The organism is Pedomonas sp., from assembly GCF_036515995.1.
Lineage (GTDB): Bacteria > Pseudomonadota > Alphaproteobacteria > Sphingomonadales > Sphingomonadaceae > Pedomonas.
The window spans coordinates 1-3,796 of sequence record NZ_DATBUP010000130.1; the positions used below are offsets into that span (position 1 = coordinate 1).

General features: G+C 65.6%; 4 protein-coding genes. 3 read left to right on the forward strand and 1 reads right to left on the reverse strand.

Annotated elements, in window-relative coordinates:
- Positions 1 to 1,044: LPS-assembly protein LptD (locus tag VIG90_RS10070; protein ID WP_331593377.1), on the reverse strand; the 1,044-nt coding region annotated here is incomplete at its 3' end.
- A 164-nt stretch (positions 1,045 to 1,208) separates the two neighbouring features.
- Between VIG90_RS10070 and VIG90_RS10075 the strand changes: the two genes are divergently transcribed.
- The 3 genes from VIG90_RS10075 (at position 1,209) to ndk (ending at position 3,779) form a co-directional block, all read left to right on the forward strand.
- Positions 1,209 to 2,723 carry a leucyl aminopeptidase gene (locus tag VIG90_RS10075; RefSeq protein ID WP_331593378.1) on the forward strand — a complete coding sequence of 505 codons (1,515 nt, stop codon included), beginning with the start codon at positions 1,209 to 1,211 and terminating at the stop codon, positions 2,721 to 2,723.
- Positions 2,724 to 2,744: 21 nt separating this feature from the next.
- Positions 2,745 to 3,194, forward strand: coding sequence for a DNA polymerase III subunit chi (locus VIG90_RS10080; RefSeq protein ID WP_331593380.1), 450 nt, complete (start codon positions 2,745 to 2,747; stop codon positions 3,192 to 3,194).
- Between the two features lie 162 nt (positions 3,195 to 3,356).
- A complete protein-coding gene (gene ndk, locus VIG90_RS10085) occupies positions 3,357 to 3,779 on the forward strand; it encodes a nucleoside-diphosphate kinase (RefSeq protein ID WP_331593381.1) in 423 nt (140 codons plus the stop codon).
- Positions 3,780 to 3,796: the final 17 nt, after the last annotated feature.

Consider the following 3,796-nt stretch of genomic DNA (forward strand, 5'->3'; position numbering starts at 1 on the left):
GCTGGTGTGCTGGAGCTGGCCGTTGGCATAGACATAGCCGCGGAAGTCGTTACCGCGATTGCCAAGGGCGGTCGGGTCTTCCTCGTTGAAGTCACGCGAGGCGTAGGTGCCGACACCGCCGATGCGGAACGCGCCCGAGCCGACGTGCTGGCGGTATTCCAGCCCGAGGGTGGGGTTTTCCTCGGTGTAAAGCGTGGGCGTGACGGTCAGGTCACGGCTGGGCGACATGTTCCACAGGTAAGGCGTGGACAGAGACAGGCCGAGCGCGCGGCTCTGGGAGATGTCCGGCATCAGGAGGCCCGAGGCCTTGGTCACGTCCGGCGCGGAGTGGGACATGTAGGGCAGGTAAAAAATGGGAACGTTCAGGAACTCGAACGTGGCATGGCGGTAGGTGAGGCGCTTGCGCTCCTCATCGTACTGCACCTTCACCGCCTTCAGCCGCCACAGCGGGCGCTCCTCGGTGGAGCCTTCGGCGCACAGGTGGCAAGGGCTGTAAACCGCGCGGTTCAGCTCGGAGCGGGTTTCCTGGCGCTGGCCGGTGCGGGCCGCAAGGCGCGAGCCGTCGGTGAGGACGAGAAGGATGTTGTCGACGACGCCCTGACGCAGGGTATCGGTCAGCTCCACCTTGTCGCCGGTGACGACGTTGCCGTTGGCATCCACCACGCGGACATTGCCCCGCGCTTCGACGAAGCCGGTCTGGCGGTTGTAGATGATCTGCTCGGCCGAGAGGCGCTGACCGCCGCGCACGATGGTGACATTGCCCTCGGCCGTCACGACCTCGCTGTTCACGTCGTAATCGAGCTGGTCGGCCTCGAAGAGGATTTCGTCGGAGTCCTCGGCGCTGACGGGAGCGGGGGGCTGCGACTTGGCAGCGGGCGAATCCGGGAAGCGCAGCGGCTGGGGCTGCTGGCCCGGGGCGCCGGGATCCGCGACCACGGCGGGGCGACCGGACTGCGGCCCACCAACCGCCAGACCCTGGTTCCCCAGCGCCGGCAGGGCGGTCGTCGTCGTTGTCAGCAAAAAGAGCAGAAAGCGGACATGCACGAGCGGCGGCCTTCCTCGTTAATAAGTGGGCGTGTGTAAAGCACGCTCCGCTGGCTTGTGCAACGGTGGCCGAAACATTCCGTTCCCGTTCGCCTTTGCTGAATGCGGTTTGATCGCTATGTACGGGTATAACCTTCCTCAGGCTTCAAGCAGGGATTCTCTCCATGAAGATCTCATTCGGTACGGGCGCAGCACAGTCCGGGGCAGTTCAGAACGGCGCGGTTGCGGTGTTCGTTTCGCAGGGCGCGCTTCAATCCGGCGCCATCCAGTCGCTGGATGCGACGACGGGCGGGCAGGTGAGCCGCGCGCTGCGCTCCAACCGCTTCAACGGCGAAGCCGGACAGATTCTGGAACTGCTGGCTCCGGCCGGCATGGAAGCCAGCCGCCTCGTGGTGGTGGGGCTGGGCAACGCGGCAAAGGCGGGCCTGCCCGAACTGGAGAAGGCGGGCGGCGCGCTCTACGCGCGGCTGGCCGCGACCGGCGAGACGGCGCTGACGGTTGACGCGACCTCCATCGAGGGCGTGAACGTTCCGGCCGAGGACGCCGCTGCCCATCTGGCGTTCGGCGCACGGCTGCGCTCCTACCGCTTCGACCGCTACCGCACCAAGGAACCGGCGAACAAGAAGCCGAGCCTGGAGACCCTGACGGTGCAGACCGGCGATGCCGCCGCCGCCCAGAGCCGCTACGACCGGCTGGCCGCCGTGGCGGAGAGCGTGTTCTTCACCCGCGATCTGGTCTCCGAGCCTGGCAACGTGATCTACCCGAAGTCGTTCGCCGAGAAGGCGCAGGAGCTGACCGGCCTTGGCGTGAAGGTGGAAGTGCTGGGCGAGGCGCAGCTGCGCGAGCTGGGCTTCGGCGCGCTGCTGGGCGTGTCGCAGGGGTCGGTCAACGAGCCGCAGGTGGTCATTCTGGAGTATGACGGCACGGGCGGTCAGAGCGATGATGCGCCGGTGGTGTTCGTCGGCAAGGGCGTGACCTTCGATACCGGCGGCATCTCCATCAAGCCGGCGGCCGGCATGGAAGGCATGAAGTGGGACATGGGCGGCGCAGGCGCGGTGATCGGCGCGGTGCGCGCGCTGGCGGCCCGCAAGGCCAAGTGCCGCGTGGTCGGCCTGTGCGGCATGGTCGAGAACATGCCCTCCGGCACGGCGCAGCGCCCGGGCGACGTGGTGACGAGCTATAACGGCCAGACCATCGAGGTGATCAACACGGACGCCGAAGGCCGCCTCGTGCTGTGCGATGTGATGGCCTACGCGCAGGACCGCTACAAGCCGAAGGTGCTGGTTGATCTGGCCACGCTCACCGGCGCGATGGTAATCTCGCTGGGCCACGAGTACGGCGGCATGTTCAGCAACGACGATACTCTGGCCAGCCAGCTGGACGCGGCGGGCAAGACCAGTGGCGACCGGCTGTGGCGCATGCCGCTGGGCGATGCCTACGACAAGCTCATCAACACGCCGATCGCGGACATGAAGAACGTGGGCCCGCGCGAGGCCGGCTCCATCACCGCCGCGCAGTTCCTGCAGCGGTTCGTGAAGGACGGCGTGGCGTGGGCGCACCTGGACATCGCCGGCACGGTGTGGTCCGACAAGGACGCGGCGCTGTGGGAGAAGGGCGCGACCGGCTACGGCGTGCGCCTGCTCGACCAGTTCATCGCCGACAACTACGAAGCCAAGTAAGCGTCTGGAGTTTCTGAGGGAATGGCCGAGGTCAGCTTTTATCACGTCACGCAGACGGCACCCCTTCAGGCGCTGGCGCGGCTGATGGAGAAGGTGCATGGCCAGAACCTCAGGACCGTGATCCGGGCAGGCAGCGAGGACCGGGTGAGAGAGGTGGACACCTACCTCTGGACCTACAACCCGGCCTCGTTCCTGCCGCACGGCACACCCGCCAGCCCACAACCGGACATCCAGCCGGTATACATCACGGCGGCTGCAGAAAATCCCAACGATGCCAAGGTGCTGGTGCTTCTGGATAATGTTCTGCCCGAGGACATGCAGGGCTATGACCGGGTGCTCTACCTGTTCGACGGACAGGACGACGGCCAGACCCGGACCGCGCGGGACCACTGGAAGGTGCTGAAGCAGGGCGGGCACAGCCTGGCCTACTGGGAGCAGCAGGACGGCGGCGGCTGGAAGCGCTCCGCCTGACGGACCGCGATCAGGTCATAGGCACCAGAGAACATCACAGCGTTGAAAATCGCCGCGTCATTCGTTGTTGGCCGCAATGGACCCATTGCGTTTTGCCCGCCTCGAAGATAGAGACGCGCAACTTCCTTTCCCTTAATGATTTCTCAACTTGGAGTGAACGCCATGGCGCTTGAACGCACCTTCTCCATCATCAAGCCGGACGCCACCCGCCGCAACCTGACCGGCAAGATCAACGCCATGCTGGAAGACGCCGGCCTGCGCATCGTTGCCCAGAAGCGCGCCCAGCTGACCCGCGCCCAGGCAGAAGGCTTCTACGCCGTTCACCGCGAGCGTCCGTTCTTCAACGATCTGGTCGAGTTCATGATCTCCGGCCCGGTCGTGCTGCAGGTTCTGGAAGGCGAGAATGCCGTCCTGAAGAACCGCGAAGTGATGGGCGCGACCAACCCGAAGGATGCTGCCGAAGGCACCATCCGCAAGACCTTCGCTGAATCGATCGAGGCCAACTCGGTGCACGGTTCGGACAGCCAGGAGAACGCCGCGATCGAAATCGCGTATTTCTTCGCTCAGACCGAGATCGTTGGCTAAGCGTCTTCCAGAGCTTT

Excerpts from the sequence above, each read along its gene's own strand:
- VIG90_RS10075 (WP_331593378.1), top strand. The coding sequence starts at position 1,209 with ATGAAGATCTCATTCGGTACGGGCGCAGCACAGTCCGGGGCAGTTCAG.
- VIG90_RS10080 (WP_331593380.1), top strand. The coding sequence starts at position 2,745 with ATGGCCGAGGTCAGCTTTTATCACGTCACGCAGACGGCACCCCTTCAG.
- ndk (WP_331593381.1), top strand. The coding sequence starts at position 3,357 with ATGGCGCTTGAACGCACCTTCTCCATCATCAAGCCGGACGCCACCCGC.